At 60.9% G+C, this 25,596-nt stretch carries 24 protein-coding genes; 10 read left to right on the forward strand and 14 right to left on the reverse strand.

What is annotated here, in order from left to right; genetic code table 11:
* Position 1 precedes the first annotated feature (1 nt).
* Both HDC30_RS25385 and HDC30_RS25390 read left to right on the forward strand, forming a co-directional pair.
* On the forward strand, positions 2-940 hold the full coding sequence (locus HDC30_RS25385; protein WP_096797615.1) for an MlaD family protein: 939 nt from the start codon (positions 2-4) through the stop codon (positions 938-940).
* Positions 937-1,563 (forward strand): ABC-type transport auxiliary lipoprotein family protein, encoded by a 627-nt coding sequence (locus tag HDC30_RS25390; protein WP_096797614.1) that lies wholly within the window; start codon positions 937-939, stop codon positions 1,561-1,563. Before HDC30_RS25385 ends, HDC30_RS25390 begins: the two co-directional genes overlap by 4 nt.
* A 121-nt stretch (positions 1,564-1,684) precedes the next feature.
* On the opposite strand, the gene HDC30_RS25395 is transcribed toward HDC30_RS25390, so the two are convergent.
* The 5 genes from HDC30_RS25395 to HDC30_RS25415 form a co-directional block, all read right to left on the reverse strand.
* Positions 1,685-2,914, reverse strand: coding sequence for a nucleoside recognition domain-containing protein (locus HDC30_RS25395; RefSeq protein ID WP_025112290.1), 1,230 nt, complete (start codon positions 2,912-2,914; stop codon positions 1,685-1,687).
* A gap of 230 nt (positions 2,915-3,144) precedes the next feature.
* Positions 3,145-4,476, reverse strand: a complete 1,332-nt coding sequence (gene gltP, locus HDC30_RS25400; RefSeq protein ID WP_096797613.1) for a glutamate/aspartate:proton symporter GltP — start codon at positions 4,474-4,476, stop codon at positions 3,145-3,147.
* A gap of 702 nt (positions 4,477-5,178) precedes the next feature.
* A complete protein-coding gene (locus HDC30_RS25405; protein ID WP_096797612.1) occupies positions 5,179-5,643 on the reverse strand; it encodes an inhibitor of vertebrate lysozyme family protein in 465 nt (154 codons plus the stop codon).
* A 2-nt stretch (positions 5,644-5,645) separates the two neighbouring features.
* Positions 5,646-5,810 (reverse strand): DUF1328 domain-containing protein, encoded by a 165-nt coding sequence (locus HDC30_RS25410; protein WP_003177151.1) that lies wholly within the window; start codon positions 5,808-5,810, stop codon positions 5,646-5,648.
* Positions 5,811-5,882: 72 nt separating this feature from the next.
* Positions 5,883-6,167, reverse strand: a complete 285-nt coding sequence (locus tag HDC30_RS25415; protein ID WP_047297449.1) for a hypothetical protein — start codon at positions 6,165-6,167, stop codon at positions 5,883-5,885.
* A 426-nt stretch (positions 6,168-6,593) separates the two neighbouring features.
* On the opposite strand from HDC30_RS25415, the gene algB reads away from it, so the two are divergent.
* Positions 6,594-7,940: a sigma-54-dependent response regulator transcription factor AlgB gene (gene algB, locus HDC30_RS25420; protein ID WP_027610247.1), complete on the forward strand. Its 1,347-nt coding sequence runs from the start codon at positions 6,594-6,596 to the stop codon at positions 7,938-7,940.
* 10 nt (positions 7,941-7,950) lie between these two features.
* Complete coding sequence (locus HDC30_RS25425) at positions 7,951-9,741, forward strand: KinB sensor domain-containing domain (protein ID WP_183785637.1); 1,791 nt, start codon at positions 7,951-7,953, stop codon at positions 9,739-9,741.
* Here the strand turns inward: HDC30_RS25425 and HDC30_RS25430 are convergent.
* The 7 genes from HDC30_RS25430 to HDC30_RS25460 form a co-directional block, all read right to left on the reverse strand.
* Positions 9,738-11,351 carry an EAL domain-containing protein gene (locus HDC30_RS25430; RefSeq protein WP_409347925.1) on the reverse strand — a complete coding sequence of 538 codons (1,614 nt, stop codon included), beginning with the start codon at positions 11,349-11,351 and terminating at the stop codon, positions 9,738-9,740. The genes HDC30_RS25425 and HDC30_RS25430 overlap by 4 nt on opposite strands.
* Before the next feature lie 76 nt (positions 11,352-11,427).
* Positions 11,428-12,207, reverse strand: a complete 780-nt coding sequence (locus HDC30_RS25435) for an N-acetylmuramoyl-L-alanine amidase (protein ID WP_096797610.1) — start codon at positions 12,205-12,207, stop codon at positions 11,428-11,430.
* Positions 12,208-12,307: 100 nt separating this feature from the next.
* On the reverse strand, positions 12,308-14,386 hold the full coding sequence (locus tag HDC30_RS25440; protein ID WP_183785641.1) for a GGDEF domain-containing protein: 2,079 nt from the start codon (positions 14,384-14,386) through the stop codon (positions 12,308-12,310).
* Positions 14,383-15,261, reverse strand: coding sequence for an endonuclease/exonuclease/phosphatase family protein (locus HDC30_RS25445; RefSeq protein ID WP_183785643.1), 879 nt, complete (start codon positions 15,259-15,261; stop codon positions 14,383-14,385). Before HDC30_RS25445 ends, HDC30_RS25440 begins: the two co-directional genes overlap by 4 nt.
* A gap of 14 nt (positions 15,262-15,275) precedes the next feature.
* Entirely contained in the window at positions 15,276-15,917 is a 642-nt protein-coding gene (locus tag HDC30_RS25450) for a thiol:disulfide interchange protein DsbA/DsbL (RefSeq protein ID WP_027610241.1), read from the reverse strand.
* 200 nt (positions 15,918-16,117) lie between these two features.
* Entirely contained in the window at positions 16,118-16,729 is a 612-nt protein-coding gene (locus HDC30_RS25455; protein ID WP_183785645.1) for a cytochrome c, read from the reverse strand.
* A gap of 32 nt (positions 16,730-16,761) precedes the next feature.
* Positions 16,762-17,067, reverse strand: coding sequence for a cytochrome c5 family protein (locus tag HDC30_RS25460; protein ID WP_183785647.1), 306 nt, complete (start codon positions 17,065-17,067; stop codon positions 16,762-16,764).
* 191 nt (positions 17,068-17,258) lie between these two features.
* Here HDC30_RS25460 and yihA point away from each other — a divergent pair, with 191 nt between their 5' ends.
* A complete protein-coding gene (gene yihA / locus HDC30_RS25465; RefSeq protein WP_047597033.1) occupies positions 17,259-17,903 on the forward strand; it encodes a ribosome biogenesis GTP-binding protein YihA/YsxC in 645 nt (214 codons plus the stop codon).
* 410 nt (positions 17,904-18,313) lie between these two features.
* Here the strand turns inward: yihA and polA are convergent, their stop codons facing one another.
* Entirely contained in the window at positions 18,314-21,118 is a 2,805-nt protein-coding gene (gene polA, locus HDC30_RS25470) for a DNA polymerase I (protein WP_183785649.1), read from the reverse strand.
* Positions 21,119-21,192: 74 nt separating this feature from the next.
* Between polA and HDC30_RS25475 the strand changes: the two genes are divergently transcribed.
* Together HDC30_RS25475 and HDC30_RS25480 are read left to right on the forward strand one after the other, a co-directional pair.
* The gene (locus tag HDC30_RS25475) at positions 21,193-21,489 is read left to right on the forward strand and encodes a DUF2782 domain-containing protein (protein WP_007962757.1); all 297 of its coding nucleotides are present in this window, start codon (positions 21,193-21,195) and stop codon (positions 21,487-21,489) included.
* 62 nt (positions 21,490-21,551) lie between these two features.
* Entirely contained in the window at positions 21,552-22,505 is a 954-nt protein-coding gene (locus HDC30_RS25480; protein WP_150369917.1) for a homoserine kinase, read from the forward strand.
* A 48-nt stretch (positions 22,506-22,553) separates the two neighbouring features.
* Here HDC30_RS25480 and HDC30_RS25485 read toward each other — a convergent pair whose 3' ends face one another.
* Complete coding sequence (locus HDC30_RS25485) at positions 22,554-23,474, reverse strand: zinc ABC transporter substrate-binding protein ZnuA (RefSeq protein ID WP_027610235.1); 921 nt, start codon at positions 23,472-23,474, stop codon at positions 22,554-22,556.
* Positions 23,475-23,540: 66 nt separating this feature from the next.
* Here HDC30_RS25485 and HDC30_RS25490 point away from each other — a divergent pair, with 66 nt between their 5' ends.
* Genes HDC30_RS25490 through znuB form a run of 3 tightly spaced genes read left to right on the forward strand, consistent with a single transcriptional unit; the run spans position 23,541 to position 25,589 of the window.
* Complete coding sequence (locus HDC30_RS25490) at positions 23,541-24,023, forward strand: Fur family transcriptional regulator (protein ID WP_097090199.1); 483 nt, start codon at positions 23,541-23,543, stop codon at positions 24,021-24,023.
* Positions 24,023-24,808 carry a zinc ABC transporter ATP-binding protein ZnuC gene (gene znuC / locus HDC30_RS25495; RefSeq protein WP_027610233.1) on the forward strand — a complete coding sequence of 262 codons (786 nt, stop codon included), beginning with the start codon at positions 24,023-24,025 and terminating at the stop codon, positions 24,806-24,808. The genes HDC30_RS25490 and znuC overlap by 1 nt, the downstream gene beginning before the upstream one ends.
* A complete protein-coding gene (gene znuB / locus HDC30_RS25500) occupies positions 24,801-25,589 on the forward strand; it encodes a zinc ABC transporter permease subunit ZnuB (protein WP_008081222.1) in 789 nt (262 codons plus the stop codon). Before znuC ends, znuB begins: the two co-directional genes overlap by 8 nt.
* Positions 25,590-25,596: the final 7 nt, after the last annotated feature.

Raw genomic sequence — 25,596 nt, forward strand, 5'->3', positions numbered from 1 at the left:
CATGGAAACCCGAGCCCATCATGTGTTGATCGGCCTGTTCTCAGTGATTGTCGTGGCAGGCGCCCTGCTCTTCGGCCTGTGGCTGGCCAAGTCCAGCGTCGACAGCGAGTTCAAGGATTATGAAGTGGTCTTCAACGAGGCGGTCAGCGGCCTGTCCAAGGGCAGCCCCGTGCAGTACAGCGGGATCAAGGTCGGTGATGTGGTCAACCTGCGTCTCGACCCGAAAGACCCACGCCGGGTGCTGGCGCGGATTCGTCTGGGCGGGGACACCCCGGTCAAGGAAGACACCCAGGCCAAACTGGCTTTGGCCGGGATCACCGGGACTTCGATCATCCAGCTCAGCGGCGGCACTCCGGAGAGTCCGAAGCTGCGTGGGCATGACGGCGAGCTGCCGACCATTGTCGCGGCGCCCTCGCCCATTTCCCGCCTGCTCAACGACAGCAACGACCTGATGACCGGCATCACCGCGCTGCTGAGCAACGCCAACCAGATGTTCTCCCCGGAGAACGTCGAGCGCGTCAGCAACACGCTGGCGCATCTGGAGCAGACCACCGGTTCGATCAACGATCAGCGCGGCGACCTGCGCCAGGCCATGCAGCAACTGGCGAGCGTCGGCAAGCAGGCCGGCAGCATGCTTGAGCAAACTTCGGCGCTGATGCGCAACGCCAACGGCCTGCTCAACGATCAGGGCAAGCAGGCGCTGGGCAGTGCCGAGCAGGCGATGAAGTCGCTGGAGCAAAGCAGCGCCACCATCAACGGCCTGCTGAGCAAGAACCAGAACTCGCTCGACAACGGAATGCAGGGCCTCAATGGCCTGGCGCCGGCGATCCGCGAACTGCGCGAAACCCTGACTTCGCTGCGCGGCATTTCCCAACGCCTTGAGGCCAACCCCAGCGGCTACTTGCTGGGCAGTGACAAGAACAAGGAATTCACCCCATGAAGCTGATTCACTTCGCTCTCCTCGCCAGCCTCGCTTTGACCAGTGCCTGCTCGATCCTGCCCAAGGCCGAACCTTCGGACGTCTATCGCCTGCCCGCCACACAAGTGCCCGCCTCGGCCAGCTCAGCGGCGACGCAGCACTGGTCGCTGCGCCTGAACAAACTGCAGGCCAGCGAAGCGCTGAACCGGCCGAACATTGCGGTGATTCCACAGGGCGACGTGATCAGCAGCTACAAGGCGTCGCGCTGGAGCGATCCGGCGCCGGTGCTGGTGCGTAATCGGCTGCTGGATGGTTTTGCGCGGGATGGTCGGGTGACGCTGCTCAGCACCGATGACAGCAACTTCGCTGCGGATCTGGAACTGGGCGGCAGCTTGCAGGCGTTTCAGACTGAGTATCAGGGCAATCAGGCCAGCGTTGTGGTGCGCGTCGATGCGCTGCTGGTGCGCGGCTATGACCAGAAGATTCTCGCCAGCCGCCGCTTCGAAGAGCGCCAGCCATTGAATGATGTACAGGTGCCGGCGGTGGTCGCGGGGTTTGGACAGGCCAGTGATCGGCTGACGGCCAAGGTTGTCGCGTGGGCTGTTCAGCAAGGCCAGCAATTCACCCAACAACCCAGACCTTAAACCTTATACATAACCCCTGTGGGAGCGGGCTTGCTCGCGAAGGCGGTGTGTCAGTCAATATACAGGTCGACTGACCCGCCGCTTTCGCGAGCAAGCCCGCTCCCACAATGGGGATTCGTGGTTAACCGAAGAACCAGTAGCAGACGCCGATGGCGCCGAGTACGCCGGCCAATTCAGCCAGCAGCGCGCATCCAACGGCGTGCCTTGCGCGCTGAATCCCCACCGCGCCGAAATACACTGCCAGCACATAGAACGTGGTCTCGGTGCTGCCCTGAATCGTCGCCGCCACCAGTGACGGGAAGCTGTCGACGCCGGAGGTCTTCATGGTCTCGATCAGCATCGCCCGTGCGGCGCTGCCGGAAAACGGTTTGACCATCGCCGTCGGCAACGCATCGACAAAACGCGTATCCCACCCGGCCCACTGCACCAGATGCCGAATGCCATCCAGACCAAAGTCCAGCGCGCCCGAGGCACGCAGCACGCCAATCGCGCAGAGCATCGCCACCAGATACGGCAGCAGGTTCTTGGCGACGTCGAAGCCCTCCTTCGCGCCCTCGACGAACGCTTCGTAGACCTTGACCTTGCGTAACGCGCCGATCACCAGGAACAGCATGATCAGGCCGAACAGCGTCAGGTTGCCAAGGATCGACGACAGCCCGGCCAGCGCCGTGGCCGACATTGTCGCCAGAAGCGCCATGAAGCCGCCGAGGATCAGTGCGCCGGGAATCAGATAGGCCAGCACCACCGGGTCCCAGATGCGCAGGCGCTGCATGAACGCCACCGAGAGGAAGCCGACGATGGTCGAGCAACTGGTCGCCAACAGGATCGGCAGGAATACCAGGGTCGGGTCCGGTGCGCCTTGCTGGGCGCGGTACATGAAGATCGTCACCGGCAGCAGGGTCAGCGACGAGGCGTTGAGCACCAGGAACAGGATCTGCGCGTTGCTGGCGATGGTCGCGCTGGGGTTGAGCTCCTGCAACGCCTTCATGGCCTTGAGGCCGATCGGCGTGGCGGCGTTGTCCAGGCCCAGGCCGTTGGCGGCGAAGTTCAGGGTAATCAGACCGAGCGCCGGGTGCCCGGCCGGGACTTCCGGCATCAGCCGCAGGAACAGCGGGCCCAGCACTTTGGCCAGCCATTCGACGATCCCGGCCTTCTCGGCGATGCGCAGAAAGCCCAGCCACAGGGTCAGCGTGCCGAACAACAGCACCATCACCTCGACCGAGAGTTTGGCCATGGCAAAAATGCTTTCCACCATCGCCGCGAAAATCCCGGCGTTGCCGCCGACCAGCCACTGCACCAGCGCAGATATTGCTGCCACGACAAAGAAGCCAAGCCACAGGCCATTAAGCATCAGTCAAATCCCCCGGAAGATGCGGCGAATGATAGCGGGGTCGCCAGAAACGACAAACCCCGGATTGCTCCGGGGTTCGTGTGTGCCTCATTTGTGGCTTGGCTAAAATCCCCTGTGGGAGCGAGCCTGCTCGCGAAAGCGTCCTGTCAGTCCATCAATGCTTAATGACATACCGCCTTCGCGAGCAGGCTCGCTCCCACAAAAAAGCCGATCTCCACAGGTTTCAGCTATCAGTTCTTGGAAATTTCGCCAGCCGGCAGTTTTTCCTTGCTGCGCCAGTGCGGCAGGGAGTTCCAGTAGCGCTCGCCTTTGGCGTCGTCGTACATGCCTTCCCAACGCGCGATAACCAGCACTGCCAGGGCGTTGCCGATCACGTTCAGTGCGGTACGCGCCATGTCCATGATGCGGTCGACACCGGCGATGAACGCCAGGCCTTCCAGCGGGATACCGACACTGCCCAGCGTCGCCAGCAGCACCACGAAGGACACGCCCGGTACGCCGGCGATGCCTTTGGAGGTGACCATCAGGGTCAGCACCAGCAGCAATTGTTGGCTGATCGACAGGTCGATGCCGTACAGCTGGGCAATGAAGATCGCTGCGATCGACTGGTACAGGGTCGAACCGTCGAGGTTGAACGAATAGCCGGTCGGTACCACGAAGCTGCAAATGGCTTTCGGTGCGCCGTAGGCTTCCATCTTCTCGATCACCCGTGGCAGCACGGTTTCCGAAGAGGCGGTGGAGTAAGCCAGGACCAGCTCATCCTTGAAGATGCGCATCAGCTTGATCACCGAGAAGCCGAACAGCTTGGCGATCAGGCCCAGCACCACGAAGGCGAAGAAGGCGATGGCGACGTAAACCAGGATCACCAGTTTGGCCAGCGGCAGCAGCGAGGCGAAACCGAAGTTGGCCACGGTCACCGCGATCAGGGCGAACACGCCGATCGGCGCGTAGTTCATGATCATGTGGGTGACTTTGAACATGCTTTCCGAGACGCCCTGGAACATCTTCACCAGCGGCTCTCGCAGGTCCGACTGCAGGCTCGACAGACCGAGACCGAACAGCACGGAGAAGAAGATGATCGGCAGCATTTCGCCACGGGCCATGGCCGCGAAGATGTTCGACGGGATCAGGTTGAGGATGGTCTCGATGAACGCGTGTTCATGTTGCACTTCGGCGGCGGTCGCCTGGTACTTGGAGATATCCACCGTGCCCAGGGTGCTCATGTCGATGCCGGCGCCCGGGTGGAACAGGTTGGCCAGCAGCAGGCCGACGATGATCGCGATGGTGGTGACGATCTCGAAGTAGATGATGGTCTTCAGACCGATACGCCCGAGTTTCTTGGCGTCGCCCACGCCGGCGATGCCGACGATCAGGGAGGAGATGACGATCGGGATCACGATCATCTTGATCAGACGGATAAAGATATCGCCTGCCGGTTGCAGGACGTTGCTGATCCACCAGGCTTTTTCGGCACTGAAGTGGTTGAGCAACGCACCAATTGCAATCCCTAAAACCAGACCGATGAGGATCTGCCAGGCGAGGCTGAGTTTTGCCTTCTTCATTATCTTTACCCTTACTTGCGTTTGACTCAGGCACATGCAGGAACTGGAACGCTCTGTCAGCGGAAAAGTCTGTGCATCTGCCTCCGTATAAGGTGCCCCGAAGCGCGTATTTACGGCTCTTCGGCAGGCGAAAAAAGGCGCAACTATTCCGATGCAAGGTTGCGCCGTCTAATGCCGTAAACGCCTACCCTATGCCGAATCGGCATGAGCTTTTTTAATTGAAACTGGCGTCCCAACCGGTTCGATTACGACATTTCAGCCGGCATAAGTGCCGTGAACCGGCCATTGCAGCGTAGATTGGTTATTTTTTAAACGAGAAATTTCGACGGAAATCTTAAGAAAAAGCCTACGTTTGCAGACTAGATGTACCACTGTTTAAAGGGACTCTTTCTCGATATACGGTCGCCAGGAAACACCGCGTAATGTTTTCGCGCGCAGTGTGAGGCATAAAAAGATGAGCAGGACGCTCTGGATCAATGTTTTTGCATCGGATAAAGCTCAGCGCAAGTCCGTCGAACCACTGAGGGTCGGCGAACCTGCGTCGCAGCTTTTACCCTGACCCGGCCCTCGCGCAGGCACTCCCTGTACCCGTAGGTCACTCCGACCCTGCAACAGTCAGAACGTCCCGGCCCCTTGGTCATGCGCCAGCCTTCCTCGGGTAGGCGCAATAAAGGGCAGCGGGGCGCTGCCCTCATGTTCGAATCAATACCACTTCGGATCTTTCTTCAGCGTTTCCATCAGCAGGTTCTGCATACCTTCATCCGGTTTGCCGAGGAAGCGGTAGGTGGCATGTCGCGTTGGCGACTTGTCGGCCGGCAGTCCTTCGGGCACATCCACGAGCATGGCATATGCATCTTTCTTGTCGAAGCTGAAGGCCACGATCAAGCGGTGGTTGAGGCACTTGTCTGCGGATTCACAGAGCGGGCCGACCAAGTACTTGTCGCCGTCTTCAGTCACGGCATTCATCTGCTGGTCTGGCGTGCCGGACAGGTTCATCACCCATTCCGGCAGGCGTTCTTCGTGCTTCACAACGCCTTGCCAGGTTTCCCGGTATTGCGGGTCGGAGCTGAGCAGCTCGTTGACCCGCGCCTGGCCATCATTGGCCGCCATCGCCATGGCACTACCGCCCATAAGCAGGGCGGCTGCCAGTGTCTTCAAAGCAATCATCGTTAACCTCGGCCGCGACGGCCAAAGAAGAAGGAAGCGATGAACATCACCAGGAACACGACAAAGAGAATCTTGGCGATACCCGTGGCGGTGCCCGCGATACCACCGAAGCCCAGTACGGCGGCGATGATGGCAATGATCAAGAATGTAATTGCCCAGCTCAACATGGTGATTCTCCTTACTTCTCTATTTAGGGATATTGCGTGTTCCGGCGCGATGCGCCTGAATTCTTCGGTTCGTCAGAAAACCCAGCGCTCTTCACGTGGCAGTTGATCCAGCGGCTGTGGCTGATCGACATCCATCATGCGCATCGAGGCGCTTTCGGCCTGACTGCTGCTGACGGCGCTGAAGTGCGTCTGCGTGCTGTGTTGAATCGAGATCAGCGGCTCAGGCTTCTGGCTGTTTTCCCAGCTCAGGTATTGCTGGCAGGCGATCAGGGTGATCAACAGCGCAAGTACGCCAAACAGGCCTTGCTGGATATGCAGTGGCGAGATACGCACTTGGGCGGCACGTTGGCGAGTCATCCTGGGTTCCTCACTCTTATTCGGTTGGGGCAGTGGAATCTGCCCGGGCTGAATGAGTTATTGCAGGCTGCATGCCAGTTTTTTATTTGAAAAATATTCAATAAAATCAATGGTTTGCGAGCGAGTGAAATTCGGCGACGGACGCATCCTGCACGATGGGTCATCTACGGTCGTGCGAAATGCATGATTATTTCGTAGGAGATTTCATTCTTATGGAATTGATAGCACGTCCCGGATGTCAGAAAAGTACGCAGGGAACCCTCTGTAAATCGGTGATTGTTTAAAAACTCAGCAAAATCAACGGATTGGCCGTCAAGGCAGGAGAGAGCTACCCTCCCATGGCTCGCATCGTTCAGAATCAACCATGCAACTTGCCCGATTTTTCCGGGACTAACCCAAGATCAATCACTATGGAGCGTAGGAAAAATGGAATCTGCCACTGAGCATCAAGGCCGCATTCTGCTGGTGGACGACGAGTCCGCCATCCTGCGAACCTTTCGTTACTGCCTCGAAGACGAAGGTTATACGGTGGCCACCGCCAACAGCGCGGCTCAGGCTGATGCACTGTTGCAACGCCAGGTATTCGACCTGTGCTTCCTTGATTTGCGTCTGGGTGAAGACAACGGTCTCGATGTACTGGCGCAGATGCGCGTTCAGGCGCCATGGATGCGGGTGGTGATCGTCACCGCGCATTCGGCGGTCGATACCGCGGTGGACGCGATCCAGGCGGGCGCCGCCGACTATCTGGTCAAACCGTGCAGCCCCGACCAGTTGCGTCTGGCTACCGCCAAGCAGCTGGAAGTGCGCCAGCTCTCGGCGCGTCTGGAAGCCCTCGAAGGCGAGATCCGCAAACCCAAGGACGGCCTCGACTCTCACAGCCCGGCGATGAAAGTGGTGCTGGAAACTGCGCGGCAGGTCGCCGGTACCGACGCCAACATTCTTATCCTTGGCGAATCCGGCACGGGTAAAGGGGAACTGGCCCGGGCCATTCATGGTTGGAGCAAGCGCGAGAAGAAATCCTGCGTGACCATCAACTGCCCGTCGTTGACCGCCGAGCTCATGGAAAGCGAGCTGTTCGGCCACAGTCGTGGTGCGTTTACCGGCGCCAGTGAGAGCACTTTGGGTCGGGTCAATCAGGCGGACGGCGGCACGCTGTTTCTCGACGAGATCGGCGATTTTCCACTTACATTGCAACCCAAGTTGCTGCGTTTCATTCAGGACAAGGAATACGAGCGGGTAGGGGACCCAGTGACTCGCCGCGCCGATGTGCGCATTCTCGCCGCGACCAACCTCAACCTTGAAGACATGGTGCGCGACGGGCGCTTCCGTGAAGACCTGTTGTATCGCCTCAACGTGATCACCCTGCATCTGCCGCCATTGCGCGAACGTGCCGAGGACATCCTGACCCTTGCCGACCGCTTCCTCGCGCGCTTCGTAAAAGAGTACGCACGCCCGGCCCGAGGCTTCAGTGACGAAGCGCGAGAGGCGCTGCTGGGTTATCGCTGGCCGGGCAATATCCGCGAGCTGCGCAACGTAGTGGAGCGGGCGAGCATCATCTGCCCGCAGGAACGCGTGGAAATCAGCCACCTCGGCATGGCCGAGCAGCCGGCGAACAACGCACCTCGAGTCGGCGCCGCGCTGAGCCTCGATGAACTGGAAAAAGCCCACATCGGCGCGGTGCTGGCGACGGCAGGCACGCTGGATCAGGCGGCGAAAACCCTGGGCATCGACGCGTCGACCCTGTATCGCAAGCGCAAGCAGTACAACCTGTGAGCGCCCGACGATGAAGCTGGCGATGAAGTTGCGCACTCGCTTGTTCCTGAGCATTTCTGCGCTGATCACGGTCGCCTTGCTCGGGCTGTTGCTCGGGCTGGTCAGCGTGATGCAGATGGCCGGTACTCAGGAAGCAACGATCCGCAGCAACTTCGTGACCCTCGACCTGGGGCTCAAGTTGCGTCAGACCCTCGGCGACCAGTTGGTGCTGATGCTGGCCGAAAAACCCGATCCCGCCGCGTTCGAAGCGTCAAAGCAGCATTACCTGCAATTGCTGGATGAAGGCATTTCGCAGGAGGCCGACGGCGATGGCCGACAGTACGGGTTTACTCAGGCCAAGGCCGACTACCTGAGCTTTCTCCAGGCGTTCGAGCTGTCGCGTAATCCGGGCAATGTGCTCAGGGGCAACAGCGACCTCAGAGAACGCTTCAACATTTTGCGCAATGGTTTGATTGCCGAGCACAAGCACGCGCTGGACAACATTAACGCCGTGCAGCATGACGCCCGGGAAAGGGCGCTGCTGGTCTCCGGCCTGCTAGGGTTGGTGGGACTGGCGGTGCTGATCATCGGCTTTGTCACCGCGCATGCGATTGCCCGGCGTTTCGGCGCGCCGATCGAGGCGCTGGCGCAAGCGGCGGACAACATCGGCCAAGGCAATTTCGAGGTGACGCTGCCGATTTCCTCGGCGATGGAAATGAACCAGCTGACCAAGCGCTTCGGGCTGATGGCCGAGGCGCTGCGCGAGCATCAGGCGACCAACGTCGACGAGCTGCTGGCCGGTCAGCAACGCTTGCAAGCGGTGCTCGACAGCATCGACGACGGCTTGCTGATGATTGATCGCGAAGGGCATCTGGAGCACCTCAATCCAGTGGCCCAGCGCCAGTTGGGCTGGGACAGTGATCGACTCGGTCAGGGTTTGGGCACAGCGCTGGAGCGCCCGGAACTCGACGCACAACTGCAACTGGTGTTGCGCGGCGGCACCCTTGAGCGTGCTCCGGAAGATTTGAGCATCGAGGTCGATGGCGAATCACGTCTGCTGACTTACAGCCTGACGCCGGTCAGCCACACCCAGGGGCATATTCTTGGCGCGGTGATGGTGCTGCATGACGTCACCGAGCAGCGCGCCTTCGAGCGCGTACGCAGCGAGTTTGTGCTGCGTGCCTCCCATGAGCTGCGCACGCCGGTCACCGGCATGCACATGGCGTTCGGGCTGTTTCGCGAGCGGGCGAAGTTTCCCCCGGAGTCACGCGAGGCGGACTTGCTCGACACGGTCAATGAAGAGATGCAGCGCCTGATGCAGTTGATCAATGACTTGCTCAACTTTTCGCGTTATCAGAACGGTTTACAGAAGCTCACCCTGGCGCCGTGCTCCATCGAAGACTTGCTGGCGCAGGCGCAATCGCGCTTTGCGGATGCGGCGGCGGCCAAAGGCATTGCCTTGAACGTCGAAGTGCAGGGGCCGTTGCCGCGCCTGCAGGCCGATCAGGCGCAACTGGACCGGGTACTGGATAACCTGATCGATAATGCTCTGCGCCACACTGCCCGCGACGGGCAGATCCGCCTGCAAGCGCGCCGACATGGCGAGCGGGTGATTATCAGCGTCGAAGACAACGGAGAAGGCATTGCCTACGGGCAGCAAGGGCGGATTTTCGAACCGTTCGTGCAGGTCGGGCGCAAGAAGGGCGGCGCCGGGCTCGGTTTAGCTTTGTGCAAGGAAATTGTGCAGTTGCATGGCGGGCGCATGGGCGTCTATTCGCGGCCGGGGCAGGGCACGCAGTTCTACATGGCGCTGGCGGTCTAGGCTTCGTCATCCAGCCGGCGTCCGGCAAGGCGCCGTCCACGGGTGATCAGTTCAATGAACTGCACCGCACTCAAGGCCTGGGCGAACAGCCAGCCCTGACCGAACTTGACCCCCTCGCTGCTGAGAAACACGGCTTGCGCTTCGTGCTCGATGCCCTCGGCAATCACCTTCAGATCCAGTGCCTGCGCCATGTGAATGATGTGCGGAGCAACGCCACTGCTGGCCGCGTCATGACCGAGTGCGTCGATGAAGGCCTTGTCGATTTTCAGGCAGTCCACCGGCAACGTTTGCAGGTAGGCGAGGCTGCAATAACCGGTACCGAAATCGTCGATCAACACTTGATGGCCGACATCGCGCAAGGCTTGCAGGTTCTCCCGCGCCACCACCACATCGATCAGCCCGCGCTCGGTGACTTCGAAGGCGATCTGCCGCGCCGCAACCCGGTGCAGGGTCAACAGCCTGGCCATGACCTGGCCGATGCGCGGCACCATTACGTCGCATGCTGCGAGGTTGACCGAGATGTACAGCTGCGGATTGGCGCGCAGCACTGGTCCCAGTTGTTCCAGCAGCCGTTGCAGGACGAAATCGGTCATCTGCCGTATCTGCCCGGTGTTTTCTGCCAATGGAATGAACAGGTCGGGGCTGGTCAGGGTGCCGTCCGGGCGGCGCCAGCGCAGCAGGGCTTCGGCGCCCACGCAATTGCGGCTGTCGAGGTCGAATATCGGTTGATACAGCACTTGTAGCTCGCCCCGTCGTATCGCGCCCTGGAGTTCGGCGTCCAGTGACTGGCGCTGGCGCACCAGCAGAAACACGAAGAAACCGGCAAACGCCCCCAGCAGCAGGCAGGCCGGCACCATCCACCACCAGACGGTGGGAATGTGCATGCCACTGCGCGGAGTGATCAGCACCAATTGGTATTCCGGATTGTTGGTTGGCATGCGGTAGATCAGCCGTGACTGGGTGACTTGCAGGGCTTCGCGGCTCTTCGGTGGCCAGGTTTCGCTCGGTGGCCAGGTCTGTGCGGTGCCGAGTACCGGAATCGCTCGCCTGCCATGATCGAGTACCACCAACAGGCTGCTGTCCGGTGGCAGGTCGACCATGTCGGTCAAATGCCCGCGCGATGTCGCCACACGGAAGTTGCCGCGCCCGAGCATCAGCGCCGCGCGGTTTTCATCGGGTTCGGTGGTGGTGTTGAGCCAGTAGCTGTAAGTCGGGCCCTTGATGTCCGGCGCGCGGACGACCGACAGTCCCTCCTGCCGGGGGCGGTTGGAGCAGATCCGCGAGCCGTCCATGTAGGCCGCTTCATAGACGAAGCGATAGTTGAACGTGACCTGTTGCAGGGTGGCGATCATTTCCTCATCGCAACTGCGCAACGGCTGCGCCTGGAGGTCGTCGAGACTTTCGCGCAACTGCCCGAACAGTTGCTCGAGGCGAGCCAGAAAACGCTCGCCCTGGGCGTTCATCTCCTGGCTCTCGTTCTGTTCGATCTGGCGCATGGCGACGAACATTCCGCCGGCGATCAGCAGGCTTGCACTGAGGACAGCCGCGATCATCGCCAAAAACCACGGGCGATAAACCCAGCTACGCAGCGTCGCTCGGGTAGCAACCATCATGGAATATCCGAAGAATTACCAATGAGTTATAGCTGCTGATTGCGATTTCGCCCTGACCGTCGGGCGGGCGTCATTATTTTGTCTGATTGAGTACCAGTAACAACGCGGCTGTTTGCGCGTCCGGCAAACCGTCGAAACGGGAAGGGCGGAAGTGCATCTGGAACGCTGCGAGCACGTGGCGCGTCGCCACATCCAGCTCGCCGGTTTGCGGAGTGTCGTAACCGACGCGCGCCAGTTGTTCCTGGAACCAGCTAATGCTCGGCAGTTCGGCGTTGAACTGTACCTGCTGCCGCGCCACCGCTTGTTCATTAGGCCATACGCCCAAGCCTTCAGCGGCCAGACGTTTCCATGGGAACAGTGGGCCGGGGTCGAGTTTGCGCAGGGGCGCGATGTCGCTGTGGCCGATGATATGGCGCGGGCTGATGCCCTGGCGCTGACTGATGTCCTTGAGCAGAACAATCAGCGACTGAATCTGCGCTTCGCTATAAGGGAACCACAGGCGCCCGGTCGGCGTGTCCTTGAAGCCCGGATTGACGATCTCGATACCGATCGAGCTGGAGTTGAGCCAGGTGCGGCCCTGCCATTGGCTTTCCCCGGCGTGCCAGGCGCGCTGGTTTTCATCCATCAGCTTGTAGATGGTGCCGCCCTTGTCGTCGCCGATCAGGTAGTGGCTGCTGACTTCGCCGTGGGTCAGCAGTTGCAGCGAACGCGCGAGGGACGCCGAGGTGTAATGCACGATCACGAACTGCACGCGGCTGTCGTGATTGGCCGAAGGATGGCTGGTGTCGTAACGCGGGCCGCTGGCACAACCGGCCAGAACGAGCAGCGACGCGAGGAGGGCAAAAAATTTCATGGCAGAAGGCAGTACACGCAAGACAGTAATGCAACAGTGTAACGTACTGCCTTGGGTCTCGACGGCCGGCGGGCTGAATTAAACAAAATGGAACAATTGCTCAGCCCAGCTCGACCCGGTTGCGCCCGCCGTTTTTTGCGCGGTACAACGCCTGATCGGCTCTTTTGAGCACTAGATCGCTGTGTTCTCCCATCCTGAACGACGCCAGGCCCATGGAGATGGTGATCGTCACCCGGTCGCCCTTGAAGTGAAACGGGCAGGCTTCGATCGCCGCGCGCAGGGTCTCCAGCAGTTTGGCGCCCACCGCAGGCGTGGTCGCCGGCAGCAGCAGAACGAATTCCTCACCACCAAAACGGGCAATGAAATCCGCTGCGCGCAGGCGTTTGCGCAGCACTGTGGCGATGATCTTCAGCACCTTGTCGCCGGCCAGATGGCCGTAGTTGTCGTTGATGCGCTTGAAATGATCGAGGTCGAGCATCGCCAGACTCAAGGTGTTGCCGTGTTGCTGCCACTGCTTGATCTCGTGTTCCAGGCGTTCGCTCCAGGCGGCGCGGTTGGGCAGGCCGGTCAGCGGATCGATCAGGGCTTTCTGCCGCTGTTCTTCCAGGTGTTCGCGAAAGCCCAGGGCTTCCTGCTCCATGTGCGCCACACGCTCGGCCAGACCCTTGAGGCGTGCCGCCACTTCCTGCTCGCGGGCGTCGCGTTGTTTCTGGTGTTGATCCATGGTGCCGAGCAGGCCTTCCAGATGGTTCTCCAGCACTTGCTTGAGGTCATCCAGATCGGCCGCTTCCTGCATGCTGGTCTGCAAACCATCGACCTGCTCGCGGATCTGCGTGTCCATCGCCCGCGCCGCCGAGCTGTTGTCGGCGTGGCCATCGCTGGCGGCCTGCAGGTTGCTCTGGAACGCTTCGAGGCGCTCGTTGAGTTGCTGCAGATAGGCTTCGAATTCGTGCTGGCCGCTGTCGGTGATCGCCAGCATCAAGGTCGCCAGATCGTCGAGAATCGGCAGCAGTTCGTACCAGTTCAGGCCATTTTTCAACCGGTCGCGCATCGCCTCAGCCTGCGGGCGATGGCGCTCGGGCAGGGTCAGGTCGTCGAGCAGCCCGATCAGCGTGTCTTCGATGTGTTTGGCCACTGAACTGTAAGACGGCTCCGGGGAATCGGGCAGGGCGTACAGAATGTCCTGCTCGGGTTGCTCCGGATCAATGGCGGCCAAAGCCTGGGCAATCGGTTCGGGCAGGGGCAGACTATCGAGGAGCAACGGTGCCGGGATGTCGCCCGGGTGGATCAACTCGTCGGGGTTGAACGCGGCAGCAGGTGCTGGCGCCGTGATCGGGGTGGTCGGCCGTTCGGCTTCAGGTTCGGCCGCTGGTAGTGCAGGTGCAGCAACGGGTTCGCTGATCGGCTCGGCAGCAATGACCGGAGGCACGAACGCGAACACAGGTGATTCGGACTCGGGCTTCACTGCTGGCGTTTGCTTAAGCTCGGCCTCTGGTGGTTGCGCGATGGCCGCTACGGTGACGGGTGCTGCCGGAATCGGCTCGACCGCTGCGGTTGGCGCGGGTACCGGCTCAGATGCAGGTTCAGCATTGGCCGGCGTCGGCGTCGGCGTCGGCGCCTGAGGCTGATCCGAAGACTCTGGCACCCCTTCACTGTCACGGCTGCCAAACAGGCGCTGCAAAAAGCCCGGGCGGTCGGGCTCGGGCGGCGTTTCCAGCTGGCTCAACGCCTTGCCCTGCAAACCACTGAGTTCGCTCAGCAGCAGCGGCATTTCCCGCGCCTGACCGACCCGGCTGTCGAGTTGCTTGGCGAATTTCTTCAGCGGCTGGGCGACTTCCCGGGGCAGCGGCAGCGCTTGTAGCTGGGTGACCAGCGCGGTAAGCGCGGTGCTGACCTGATCGATTCGGGTTTCGCGACGTTGCTCGGAATCGAGCACGGCTTTTTCCAGGCGCGGCAGCAGGGCGGCGAGGCCGGCGTCCATGTCGTCGGTGCGCACCACGTCGCGCATCTCTTTCATGCACTGATCAACGACCTTGTCGGTGCCTTCAGCGGCCAGCGTGCTGCGCACCAGACCGCGGCGCAGCAAGTCGAGCCGGGCGGCCCAGCGACGTTCGAGCTTGTCCTGTTGTTCGATGCTTTTGAGGTACTTCTCTTTCCAGCGCTGGGCGTCGTCGCTCATTCAGGGGTTCCGCGAGGGGCAGGACTCAACGCGGGCAATGCATCGGCCGTGAGCGAACCCGGCAGACGAATCTCTACCGCGACCGGCAGGTGATCGGAAATGGGTTGGGCCAGCACTTCGACCTTTTCCAGGGTCAGGGTCGGGCTGAGCAAAATATGATCAAGGCATCGCTGTGGCCGCCAGCTGGGAAAGGTGGCTTGCATCTGCGGGGCCAGCAGGCCGAGATCGCGTAACGGTGACTGTTGTAGCAGATCACTGGCATGGGTGTTCATGTCGCCCATCAATATCTGGTGCTTGTAGCCACTGATCAGGTCACGAATATAGGCCAGTTGCAGGCTGCGCACCCGTGCGCCGAGCGCCAGATGCATCATCACCACCACCAGCGCCTCCGGACCTTCACCGAAGCGCAGCAGGATCGCGCCGCGACCTTTCGGGCCGGGCAGCGGATGATCTTCGATCGCCCACGGTTTCAGGCGACTGAGCACGCCGTTGCTGTGCTGGGCCAGTCGGCCGAGGTTGCGATTGAGTTGTTGATACCAGTAGGGGAAGGCGCCGAGGTGGGCCAGGTGTTCGACTTGATTGACGTAGCCTGAGCGCAGACTGCCGCCATCGGCTTCCTGCAGGGCGACCAGATCGAAGTCGCCAAGCAGGTCACCGATCTTCTGCAGATTGCCTGAGCGCCCGGTGTGCGGTAGCAGGTGCTGCCAGCAGCGGGTCAGATAATGCCGATAGCGCTCGGTGCTGATGCCGACCTGGATATTGAAACTGAGCAAGCGCAGACGATGGTCTGCGGGCAGGCCCGTGGACTCCAGGTGATGCTCGTTGACCTGCGGATCATGCAGGCCAACGCTGCGTTCGGTGCCCCAGCGGCGCATGGCGGTTACCGCGCTTAGTTGGCGGCTGCCTTGTTGGCCGCTCGCTCTTTGGCGACCAGTTGATCAGCCAGTTTCAGGGCTTGCTCGGCACCACCGGCAGAGCCGATGTCGAAGCGGTACTTGCCGTTGACGATCATGGTTGGCACGCCAGTGATTTCATACTTCTTGGCCAGCTCACGCGCTTTGACGATCTGACCTTTGATCGCGAACGAGTCAAAGGTGGCGAGGAACTTGTCCTTGTCCACGCCTTGTGTGGCGAGGAAGTCAGCCATGTCGTTCTTGTCGGTCAGCTTCTTGTGTTGTTTCTGGATTGCTTCGAAAACCGCAGCGTGAACCTTGTGCTCGACGCCCATTGCTTCCAGGGTCAGGAACATTTGGCCGTGAGCGTCCCACGGGCCGCCGAACATGGCAGGAATGCGTACGAAGTTGACGTCGGACGGCAGTTTTTCAACCCAGGGATTGATCACCGGCTCGAACGCGTAGCAATGCGGGCAGCCGTACCAGAACAGCTCCACGACTTCGATCTTGCCAGGCTCTGCCACTGGCACCGGGTTGGCCAGTTCGACATAGGGTGCGGCAGGGGCTTCAGCGGCCTGGGCGGTCACGCCGAACAGGCTGGCAGCGACGAGGGCGGCGCTGATGATCAGATTACGCATGCTTTACTCCTGGACAATTTTGGTCGCCTCGCGCGACCTGTTTTCAGACAGGTCCTGGCGGGCATGAGTTCTGTAGTGTAACGGCAGCGGCCACAAAAAAGGGCGGCCAAAGCCACCCTTTTTATACTTGCTGCGACGGATTAATCGAGCGTTAACGTTGCAGGAGATGTCCATCAGCGTTAACGCTCGATTCAGGGCGGTTAGTGCAGGCCCTGGATGTAGCTGGAGACTGCGGCAATGTCTTCGTCGCTCAGTTTGCGCGCGATGGTGCGCATGGTCATCGCGTCGCCGTCGTTGGCGCGACCACCTTCTTCCTTGCGGAAGTCGGTCAGCTGTTTGGTGATGTATTGAGCATGTTGGCCACCCAGGTGCGGGAAACCTGCAGCAGCGTTGCCGGCGCCATTCGGCGAGTGGCAACCGGTGCAGGCTGGCAGGCCTTTTTCCAGATTACCGCCGCGGAACAGCGCCTCACCGCGAGCCACGATCTTCGGATCGGCTGCGCCGACGCTGCCTTTCTGGCTGGCGAAGTAGGCTGCGATGTCAGCCAGATCCTGGTCGCTCAGGTTGGTCAGCAGGCCGGTCATTTCCAGAACGGTGCGCTTGCCCGACTTGATGTCGTGCAGTTGCTTGGTCAGGTAGCGTTCACCCTGACCGGCCAGTTTCGGGAAGTTTGGCGCCATGCTGTTCCCGTCAGGGCCATGGCAGGCTCCGCAGACGGCAGCTTTTGCCTGGCCGGCGGCGGCATCACCGGCAGCATGGGCGAAGCCTGAAATTCCCACGGTCAACAGCAGACTCACGATCAATTTGTTCATCAGCTAATCCAACTACGGCTAAGGGTTAAGAGTTATGGACCGGGTTTACTCTCGTTCATCCAAAGGATGATGGCCTGGTAATCCTCGGCACTGCAGTCCATGCACAAACCACGCGGCGGCATCGCCTTGAAACCCTGGGTCACGTGTTGCACCAGCGTCTCCATACCTTTCGCCAACCTCGGCGTCCAAGCTGCCTGATCGCCTCTTGCGGGCGCCATGGGTAGTTGGCCGGAATGACAGGCACCACAAACACGGTTGTACACGGCTTCCGGTTCCTGTGTAGCCTGTGCGCCGCAAAGCGGTATCAGGACTCCGGCAGCCAGCAGCCATTTCGTCATAAAACGACCTTTTCAGGGTTGAGAGCGTTCTGCGTTCTGATGCGCAATCAAGGTCTTTGGCTCTCATGAACTTCATCCTTCGCTGGGACAAAGCACACACAAAATCTGCGGCATTATATACTGGCGTCACTGAAACGGAAGCGACACCGCGTTCCGCGCCCAATCCCGGCGCCGCCCACATCGGAAATCCCATGCAACTCAAGAATCCCATCCTCGGCCTGTGCCAACAGTCCACGTTCATGCTCAGTGCCGCCAAAGTCGATCAATGCCCTGACGACGAAGGCTTCGAAGTGGCGTTCGCCGGTCGTTCCAACGCCGGTAAATCCAGCGCACTGAACACCCTGACTCACGCCAGTCTGGCGCGTACCTCGAAAACCCCGGGTCGCACACAGCTGTTGAACTTCTTCAAGCTAGACGATGAACGGCGTCTGGTCGACCTGCCGGGCTACGGTTATGCAAAAGTACCGATCCCGCTCAAGCAACACTGGCAGCGTCACCTCGAGGCGTACCTCGGTGGCCGGGAGAGTTTGAAGGGTTTGATTCTGATGATGGACATCCGTCATCCAATGACCGACTTCGACCTGTTGATGCTCGACTGGGCCGTTGCGGCCGGCATGCCGATGCACATTCTGCTGACCAAGGCCGACAAGCTGACCTACGGCGCCGCCAAGAACACCCTGCTCAAAGTGCAGTCGGAAATCCGCAAGGGTTGGGGCGATCTGGTGACAATCCAGCTGTTCTCCGCGCCAAAGCGCATGGGCCTGGAAGAGGCCTACACTGTGTTGGCAGGCTGGATGGAACTGGCGGACAAGGGTGCGGAAGCAACAGCTGAATAAGAAATTTTCAAAACTGTCTGTGGTGCTGCCAGGCAAGGCAAAAGTGCAACAAAAAAGCGGAGTTTAGGGGACCTAAATGAGCATTTTTTGTTGCGCTTTTAACGCAGCATGGCTGCGCCACAGGCAGTTTTGAGGCAAAAAAAGCCCCGGACTTCATATGGGGAGGGAGAAGTTCCGGGGTTCAAGTTCCGAACCGCTAGGGCGGGGTTCAGATATCTGCCAACACTTAACACAACATAGGAGCATCGAAGGGCTTCACCAGCCATTCAGTATCTCTGAGTAGTGAGTTGTCAGATTAGTTCAGATTTTTTTCAAAAAGCTTTGGAATAACCGCAAGCGCGATTCGAAATAAGCGCTTTTCGGCCGTTTGCCGCGACAGTGTGTCGCGGCAAACGCCCGGTCTAGACGCCTCAGTGCGCCTCATCCCAGTTGTTGCCGACGCCAACTTCCACCAGCAACGGCACGTCCAGTTTCGCCGCTTCGCTCATGTGCAGGCGGATTTCCTGACTCACCTGATCGACCAGATCCTCGCGAACCTCCAGTACCAGTTCGTCGTGCACCTGCAGGATGACTCTGGCGTCCAGCCCGGACGATGCCAGCCAGTTATCCACCGCCACCATGGCTTTCTTGATGATGTCGGCGGCGGTGCCTTGCATCGGCGCGTTGATCGCCGTGCGTTCGGCGGCAGCGCGTTCCTGCGGCTTGTTCGAGTTGATTTCCGGCAGATATAGGCGACGACCGAAGAAGGTCTCTACATAGCCTTGGTCGGCGGCCTGCTTGCGGGTGCGCTCCATGTATTCGCGCACACCCGGATAACGGGCGAAGTAGGTATCGATGTAGGCCTTGGCGGTCTTGGTGTCGACGCCGATGTCCTTGCCGAGTTTCTGCGCGCCCATGCCGTAGATCAGGCCGAAGTTGATCGCCTTGGCGCCACGGCGCTGGTCGGAAGTCACGTCGCTCAGCTCGACCTTGAATACTTCAGCGGCGGTCGCGGTGTGCACGTCCAGATTGTTGCGGAAGGCGTTCATCAAGCCTTCGTCCTTGGACAAGTGGGCCATGATCCGCAGTTCGATCTGCGAATAGTCCGCTGCCAGCAGTTTGTAGCCTTTGGGCGCGACGAACGCCTGACGGATGCGGCGGCCTTCAGCGGTACGCACCGGAATGTTCTGCAGGTTCGGATCGCTGGAGGACAAGCGCCCGGTCGATGCCACGGCCTGGTGATACGAGGTGTGGATACGCCCGGTGCGCGGGTTGATCTGCTCCGGCAGGCGATCGGTGTAGGTGCTTTTCAGCTTGCTCATGGAACGGTGTTCCATCAGCACTTTCGGCAAGCGGTGATCGTCCTCAGCCAGTTTTGCCAGCACTTCCTCGGCGGTCGATGGCTGGCCCTTGGCGGTTTTCTTCAGCACCGGCAGGCCGAGCTTTTCGTAGAGGATCACGCCCAGCTGCTTCGGCGAGCCGAGGTTGAATTCTTCGCCGGCGATCTCGAACGCTTCACGCTCCAGCGCGACCATCTTGTTGCCCAGCTCGATGCTCTGGATGCCGAGCAGCTCAGCATCGACGAACGCGCCCTGACGCTCGATGCGCGCCAGCACCGGCACCAGCGGAATCTCGATGTCGGTCAGCACGCTGGCCAGGCTCGGGATCCCGCTGAGTTTTTCAAACAGGGTCTGGTGCAGGCGCAGGGTAATGTCTGCGTCTTCGGCGGCGTACGGGCCAGCCTGCTCAAGGGCGATCTGGTCGAAGGTCAGCTGCTTGGCGCCTTTGCCGGCGATGTCCTGGAAGCTCACGGTGGTGTGATCCAGGTACTTCTGCGCGAGGCTGTCCATGTCGTGGCGGGTAGCGGTGGAGTTGAGCACGTAGGACTCAAGCATGGTGTCAAAGGCGATCCCGCGCACATTGATGCCTTGGCTCTGATCGCCGCCGATGGCGCAGTTGGCCAGAATGTTCATGTCGAACTTGGCGTGCTGGCCGACCTTGAGTTTGTTCGGGTCTTCCAGAATCGGCTTCAGCGCGCGCAGCACCGTGTCGCGATCCAGCTGCTCGGGCACACCGATGTAGGAGTGGGTCAGCGGAATGTACGCGGCTTCGTTGGCTTGCACCGCGAACGACAGGCCGACCAGTTGCGCCTGTTGCGCGTCGATGCCGGTGGTTTCGGTGTCGAAGGCGAACAGCTTGGCGTTGTTCAGTTTCTCCAGCCAGACGTCGAAACGCGCCTGATCAAGGATGGTTTCATACGCTGCTTCGGTTGGAGCGGCAGGGGCTTCTTCTGGGGGGGCGCTGAACAGATCGCCAGCCGGCGCAGGTTCGGCGGCAGCGCTCAGTTCCTGGCGCTTGGCGTCACGATCGAGGTCGTTCAGCCAGCTTTTGAATTCCAGCAGGGTGTACAGCTCGTAGAGCTTGGCCGGGTCTTCCGCGCCCATTTGCAGGTCATCGAGGCCGATGTCCAGCGGCACGTCGACTTTGATGGTCGCCAGTTGATAGGAGAGGAAAGCCATCTCCTTGTGCTCTTCGAGCTTGGCCGGCAGGGTTTTCGCGCCGCGAATCGGCAGGGTCGGGACGATGTCGAGATTCGCGTACAATTCGGTCAGGCCGCCGTTGACGCCGACCAGCAGGCCGGAGGCGGTCTTTGGACCGATGCCGGGAACCCCCGGAATGTTGTCGGAAGAATCGCCCATCAGCGCCAGATAATCGATGATCTGCTCGGGTGCGACGCCGAATTTCTCCTTCACGCCCTCCACATCCATCGAACTACCGGACATGGTGTTGACCAAGGTAATGTGGCCATCGACCAGTTGCGCCATGTCCTTGTCGCCGGTGGAGATGATCACCGGACGATCCGCCGCCGCGCTGCTGCGTGCCAGGGTGCCGATCACGTCGTCAGCTTCGACGCCTTCCACGCACAGCAGCGGGAAGCCGAGGGCGATCACGCTCTGGTGCAGCGGCTCGATCTGCACCCGCATGTCGTCGGGCATGCTTGGGCGGTTGGCCTTGTATTCGGCGTACATCTCATCGCGAAACGTCCCGCCCTTGGCATCGAAGACCACGGCGAACGGGCTGTCCGGGTACTGCTTGCGCAGACTCTTGAGCATGTTCAGCACACCTTTGACCGCGCCGGTCGGCAGGCCTTTGGAGGTGGTCAGCGGTGGCAGGGCGTGGAAAGCGCGGTACAGGTAAGACGAACCGTCCACCAGGACGAGGGGGGCTTGGCTCATGAGCAGAATCAACCTTTTCGGCGGGCCCGGCGCTAGAATAGCGGGACCGTTGACGACAAAGGGACAAGGTTATCATGCGTACGTTAAATCGCTTGCTGCTGGTCGGTTTGATTGCGGCCTCACCATTGGCCGCGATGGCGGCGGATGATGCGCCGTCAAAGGAGCCGGAAGTTACCATTAACACGCACACCGAAGGCGACAAGGTCATTCAGGAATACAGCCGCAGTGGCTTTGTGTATGCGATCAAGGTCACGCCGAAGGGCGGCAAACCGTATTTTCTGGTGCGCGCCGATGGTTCGGACGTGAACTACATCCGTTCCGACCAGCCGGATATGCTGATTCCGTCGTGGGAAATCTTTACCTGGAAGTAAGATTCCTGACTTTTTAATCGGCGCCGCTTGATCGCGGCGCCCGAACTGAGCAGTTTTTAACCATGTCTGTGTTCACCCCCCTGGCTCGGCCCGAGCTGGAAACCTTTCTCGCCCCTTACGGGCTCGGCCGTCTGCTTGATTTCCAGGGGATCGCCGCCGGCAGCGAAAACACCAATTTCTTTATCAGCCTGGAGCAGGGCGAATTCGTCCTGACCCTGGTCGAGCGCGGCCCGGTGCAGGAAATGCCGTTCTTCATCGACCTGCTCGACGTGCTGCACGAGGCCGATCTGCCGGTGCCCTACGCGCTGCGTACCACTGACGGCGTGGCCCTGCGTGAACTGAAGGGTAAACCGGCCTTGCTCCAGCCGCGGTTGTCCGGCAAGCACATCAAAGTCGCCAACGCTCAGCATTGCGCGCAGGTCGGTGAGTTGCAGGCGCATCTGCACCTGGCGACCCAGGGCGAGCGCATGATCAAGCGCAAGACTGATCGCGGCCTGGACTGGATGCTGGAGGAGGGCACGGAGTTTCTTTCGCATCTGGCGGACGAGCCGCGTGCGCTGCTGCGCAAGGCGCTGGATGAAATCACTGTGCAGAAAGAAAGAATTCTCGCGCTGCCACGAGCCAACATTCACGCCGATCTGTTCCGCGACAATGCGATGTTCGAAGGCACGCACCTGACCGGCTTGATCGACTTCTACAACGCCTGCTCGGGACCGATGCTCTATGACGTGGCGATTGCCTTGAACGACTGGTGTTCGGACGAGGAAGGCTTGATTGACGGGCCGCGTGCCCGCGCATTCCTCGGCGCCTATGCGGCGCTGCGTCCGTTCACTGCCGCTGAAGCGGAGCTATGGCCGACCCTGCTGCGTGTGGCGTGTGTGCGGTTCTGGCTGTCGCGGTTGATCGCCGCCGAGCAGTTTGCCGGGCAGGACGTGCTGATTCACGATCCGCGGGAGTTCGAGCAGCGCTTGGCGCAGCGGCAGCAGGTGCATACACCGCTGCCTTTCGCCCTTTAAAAGCTTCGCGAGCAGGCTCGCGAATGGGGGCAACACCTATGCTGGGGATTACAGAGATTCCAGGCACCCGGCCAAATCGTTGCCCAGCTTCTCCAGCACCTGCTCATACCCCTGAGCTGTCGCCGGTGTATAGCCGCCCAACGCATCCAGCTCCGCCAGTTTCACCGGCAGGCCCGCCACCAGGGTTTCCGCCAGACGTGGACGCAGCGGCGGTTCGCTGAACACACAGGTCTTGCCCACTTCCTGCAGACGCTTGCGCATCGCAGCCACATGCTGCGCACCCGGCTGCACTTCGGCGGCAACGCTGAACACGCCAGTGTGTTTCAGGCCGTAAGCGTCTTCGAAGTAATCGAAGGCTTCGTGGAACACGAAGTAGGGTTTGCCTTCAATGCCGGCCAGACGGTTTTTCAGTCGTGCATCCAGCGCATCGAGGCGTTCGTCGAAGGCTTTTGCATTGCTCTGATAGCGTTCGGCGTTGGCTGGGTCGGCAGCGCTCAAATCAGTCGCCATTTTGGCGGCAATAACCCGCGCGTTGACCGGCGATAGCCACAAATGCGCATCGAGCGTGCCCGGGCGGTGATCGTGATCATGCTCGTCGGCGTCTTCGGCGTGGGAATGGCTGTCTTCGGCAAAGCGGCGCAGTTTCATGCCGGGCAGATCCTGCACGGCAACGCTTGGCAGCGTACGACCGTTGAGCACGCGCGGCAGGAAACCTTCCATGTCCGGGCCGATCCAGTACAGCAGGTCCACCGATTGCACCTTGCGCACGTCGGACGGGCGCAACGCGTAGTTGTGCGGCGACGCGCCCGGCGGCAGCAGCACTTCCGGGATGGCCACGCCGTCCTGCACCGCGGCGGCAATCAACTGCAGCGGTTTGATGCTGGTGAGAACCCTGACCTCGGCCTGAGCCGAACCGATCAGCAGAAAACTGGCGATAAACGCCACAAAAACAGAAAAAAGTCGGGACACGATGACCACTCAAGGAGGCGAGAACGGGTAACATAATAACGTCTCTATCAAAACGCGTCGCCGCCCATGCCTATTACACCGATTGCCAGCCGTCCCCACGACCACTCTCATTGCGTGCACAGCGCACTGACCGAGGCCGATACCTTGTGCGCCCAGAAAGGCCTGCGCCTGACTGCGTTGCGCCGGCGGGTGCTGGAACTGGTGTGGCAGAGCCACAAGCCACTGGGCGCCTACGACATTCTGGCGGTACTGAGCGAGCAGGACGGCCGCCGCGCCGCGCCGCCGACCGTGTACCGCGCGCTGGATTTCCTTCTGGAAAACGGCTTGGTGCACCGCATCTCCTCGCTCAACGCCTTCGTCGGTTGTGTGCATCCCGAGCATGCGCATCAGGGCCAGTTCCTGATCTGCCGCGAGTGCCACGCCGCGATCGAGCTGGAACAGAAAGCCATCAGCGACGCGATCATCCACAGCGCCAGGGATGTCGGGTTCATCGTCGAAGCGCAGACCGTCGAAGTGGTCGGCCTGTGCTCCGGTTGCCAGGGGGCTTGATGAGCAACCCGTTGATCCGTCTTGAGCAGGTCGCCGTCACTTTTGCCGGGCAGACCGTGCTGGACAACATCGAGCTGAGCGTCGAACCGGGACAGATCGTCACCCTGATCGGCCCCAACGGCGCCGGCAAGACCACTCTGGTGCGGGCCGTGCTAGGGCTGCTGAAACCGGACAGCGGCAGCGTCTGGCGCAAGCCGAAACTGCGCGTCGGCTACATGCCGCAAAAGCTGCACGTCGATCCGACCCTGCCGCTGTCGGTACTGCGCTTCCTGCGCCTGGTGCCCGGCGTAGACCGTCCGCGTGCGCTGGCAGCGCTCAAGGAAGTCGGCGCCGAACATGTCATCGACAGCCCGGTGCAAAGTGTTTCCGGCGGTGAAATGCAGCGCGTGCTGCTGGCTCGGGCGCTTTTGCGCGAGCCTGAGCTGCTGGTGCTGGATGAGCCGGTGCAGGGCGTCGACGTCGCCGGGCAGGCCGAGCTATACAGCCTGATTACCCGCCTGCGCGACCGTCACGGTTGCGGCGTGCTGATGGTGTCCCACGATTTGCATCTGGTGATGAGCACCACCGATCAGGTGGTGTGCCTGAATCGCCACGTCTGCTGCTCCGGGCATCCCGAGCAGGTCAGCGGCGATCCGGCGTTTGTCGAGCTGTTCGGCAAGAATGCGCCGAGCCTGGCGATCTATCACCACCATCACGACCACGCCCACGACCTGCACGGTTCGGTGGTCAAGGCGCCCGGTGCGGGCCACACCCACGTTCACGGAGACCACTGCAAGCATGGCTGATTTTCTGTTGTATGCCCTGCTTGCAGGTCTGGCGCTGGCGCTGGTGGCCGGGCCGTTGGGTTCGTTCGTGGTCTGGCGGCGCATGGCCTACTTCGGCGACACCCTGTCACACGCTGCGCTGCTCGGCGTGGCCCTGGGCTTTCTGCTGGATGTCAGCCCAACGGTCGCGGTGACCGTCGGCTGCCTGTTGCTGGCGGTGCTGCTGGTGACCTTGCAACAGCGTCAGCCGCTGGCCTCCGACACGCTTTTGGGAATTCTCGCACCGAGCACGCTCTCTCTCGGGCTGGTGGTACTAAGCTTCATGCATGAAGTGCGGATCGACCTGATGGCCTATCTGTTCGGCGACCTGCTGGCGATCAGCCCGACCGATCTGGCGTGGATCCTCGGCGGCAGCGCGGCGGTGCTGGTGTTGCTGGTGACGCTGTGGCGGCCGCTGCTGGCGATCACCGTGCATGAGGAATTGGCCAAGGTCGAAGGCCTGCCGGTGGCGGGCCTGCGCATGGCGCTGATGCTGTTGATTGCGGTGGTGATCGCGGTGGCGATGAAAATCGTCGGTGTGTTGCTGATTACTTCGCTGCTGATCATTCCGGCGGCTGCGGCACAACGTCACGCCCGCTCGCCGGAGCAGATGGCCGTGGGCGCGAGCCTGCTGGGCATGCTCGCCGTATGTGGCGGGCTGGCGTTGTCATGGTTCAAAGACACCCCGGCGGGGCCGTCGATCGTTGTGACGGCGGCCGCACTGTTTCTGCTGAGTTTTGTTCTGCCCCGTCGAGGGGTGTAGACTTGCT

This window comes from Pseudomonas sp. JAI115 (assembly GCF_014200835.1).
In the GTDB taxonomy this organism is placed as follows: Bacteria; Pseudomonadota; Gammaproteobacteria; order Pseudomonadales; family Pseudomonadaceae; genus Aquipseudomonas; species Aquipseudomonas putida_A.

Excerpts from the sequence above, each read along its gene's own strand:
- znuB (WP_008081222.1), top strand. The coding sequence starts at position 24,801 with ATGGCTGATTTTCTGTTGTATGCCCTGCTTGCAGGTCTGGCGCTGGCG.
- algB (WP_027610247.1), top strand. The coding sequence starts at position 6,594 with ATGGAATCTGCCACTGAGCATCAAGGCCGCATTCTGCTGGTGGACGAC.
- gltP (WP_096797613.1), bottom strand. The coding sequence starts at position 4,476 with ATGAAGAAGGCAAAACTCAGCCTCGCCTGGCAGATCCTCATCGGTCTG.
- yihA (WP_047597033.1), top strand. The coding sequence starts at position 17,259 with ATGCAACTCAAGAATCCCATCCTCGGCCTGTGCCAACAGTCCACGTTC.
- HDC30_RS25455 (WP_183785645.1), bottom strand. The coding sequence starts at position 16,729 with ATGAACAAATTGATCGTGAGTCTGCTGTTGACCGTGGGAATTTCAGGC.
- HDC30_RS25490 (WP_097090199.1), top strand. The coding sequence starts at position 23,541 with ATGCCTATTACACCGATTGCCAGCCGTCCCCACGACCACTCTCATTGC.
- HDC30_RS25395 (WP_025112290.1), bottom strand. The coding sequence starts at position 2,914 with ATGCTTAATGGCCTGTGGCTTGGCTTCTTTGTCGTGGCAGCAATATCT.
- HDC30_RS25415 (WP_047297449.1), bottom strand. The coding sequence starts at position 6,167 with ATGACTCGCCAACGTGCCGCCCAAGTGCGTATCTCGCCACTGCATATC.
- HDC30_RS25430 (WP_409347925.1), bottom strand. The coding sequence starts at position 11,351 with ATGGTTGCTACCCGAGCGACGCTGCGTAGCTGGGTTTATCGCCCGTGG.
- HDC30_RS25480 (WP_150369917.1), top strand. The coding sequence starts at position 21,552 with ATGTCTGTGTTCACCCCCCTGGCTCGGCCCGAGCTGGAAACCTTTCTC.
- HDC30_RS25390 (WP_096797614.1), top strand. The coding sequence starts at position 937 with ATGAAGCTGATTCACTTCGCTCTCCTCGCCAGCCTCGCTTTGACCAGT.
- znuC (WP_027610233.1), top strand. The coding sequence starts at position 24,023 with ATGAGCAACCCGTTGATCCGTCTTGAGCAGGTCGCCGTCACTTTTGCC.
- HDC30_RS25440 (WP_183785641.1), bottom strand. The coding sequence starts at position 14,386 with ATGAGCGACGACGCCCAGCGCTGGAAAGAGAAGTACCTCAAAAGCATC.
- HDC30_RS25410 (WP_003177151.1), bottom strand. The coding sequence starts at position 5,810 with ATGTTGAGCTGGGCAATTACATTCTTGATCATTGCCATCATCGCCGCC.
- HDC30_RS25445 (WP_183785643.1), bottom strand. The coding sequence starts at position 15,261 with ATGCGCCGCTGGGGCACCGAACGCAGCGTTGGCCTGCATGATCCGCAG.
- HDC30_RS25475 (WP_007962757.1), top strand. The coding sequence starts at position 21,193 with ATGCGTACGTTAAATCGCTTGCTGCTGGTCGGTTTGATTGCGGCCTCA.
- HDC30_RS25460 (WP_183785647.1), bottom strand. The coding sequence starts at position 17,067 with ATGACGAAATGGCTGCTGGCTGCCGGAGTCCTGATACCGCTTTGCGGC.
- polA (WP_183785649.1), bottom strand. The coding sequence starts at position 21,118 with ATGAGCCAAGCCCCCCTCGTCCTGGTGGACGGTTCGTCTTACCTGTAC.
- HDC30_RS25425 (WP_183785637.1), top strand. The coding sequence starts at position 7,951 with ATGAAGCTGGCGATGAAGTTGCGCACTCGCTTGTTCCTGAGCATTTCT.
- HDC30_RS25435 (WP_096797610.1), bottom strand. The coding sequence starts at position 12,207 with ATGAAATTTTTTGCCCTCCTCGCGTCGCTGCTCGTTCTGGCCGGTTGT.
- HDC30_RS25385 (WP_096797615.1), top strand. The coding sequence starts at position 2 with ATGGAAACCCGAGCCCATCATGTGTTGATCGGCCTGTTCTCAGTGATT.
- HDC30_RS25405 (WP_096797612.1), bottom strand. The coding sequence starts at position 5,643 with ATGATTGCTTTGAAGACACTGGCAGCCGCCCTGCTTATGGGCGGTAGT.
- HDC30_RS25450 (WP_027610241.1), bottom strand. The coding sequence starts at position 15,917 with ATGCGTAATCTGATCATCAGCGCCGCCCTCGTCGCTGCCAGCCTGTTC.